We start from the raw sequence: 703 nt of genomic DNA on the forward strand, positions 1-703 counted from the left end.
TAATCAGTGCAATGATAAACATCATCAGTCTTGATGATGAGCGCCGTTTGGCTGAATGATACAACAGTCTCACTTCCTTACTGCGTCTGGTTGCAAAAACGAAGAAGCAAGGATTTCCCCTCGCTTCTCATTTGTCCTATTTATTATACACTTTTTTAAGCACATCTTTGGCGCTTGTTTCACTAGACTTGATGCCTCTGAATCTTGTCCAAGTGTCACGGTCCGCATCATAGACTTGTCCATTTTTCACCGCTTTGAGATTTTTCCAGAGCGGGTTCGTTTTCCACTCATCTACAATGGTTTTGCCTTCGTTGGCTGAGATGAACAAAATATCAGGATCGATTTTGCTCAATTGCTCAAGGCTGACCTCTTGATAGGCGTTATCTGACTTCACAGCGTGTGTAAAGCCTAGCATTTTAAAGATTTCTCCGTCATAGGATGATGATGTATGAAGCTGGAAGGAATCCGCTCTTGCAACGCCGAGAACGATGTTGCGGTTTTCATCTTTCGGAAGTTCGGCTTTTAGATCGTTGATGACTTTTTTGTGCTCGGCAAGCTTTTCTTTTCCTTCATCTTCTTTATTTAATGCTTTAGCAATGGTCGTAAAGCTGTCGATCGTTTCGTCATATGTCGCTTCACGGCTTTTTAATTCAATCGTCGGGGCGATTTTTTTCAGCTGTTTATAAATGTTTTTATGGCGCTC

The 703-nt window shown here is 41.8% G+C and carries 1 protein-coding gene and 1 pseudogene; both read right to left on the bottom strand.

Annotation, left to right across the window (positions count from 1 at the left end):
- Positions 1 to 67 (bottom strand): hypothetical protein (locus ACWHAR_RS27320; protein ID WP_452088463.1); only part of this gene is annotated, 67 nt, incomplete at its 3' end.
- Positions 68 to 136: 69 nt separating this feature from the next.
- Positions 137 to 703: pseudogene (yfmC, locus tag ACWHAR_RS27325) on the bottom strand (Fe(3+)-citrate ABC transporter substrate-binding protein YfmC); the annotation flags it as partial.

The sequence above is a fragment of the Bacillus sp. LR--39 genome, from assembly GCF_053613335.1.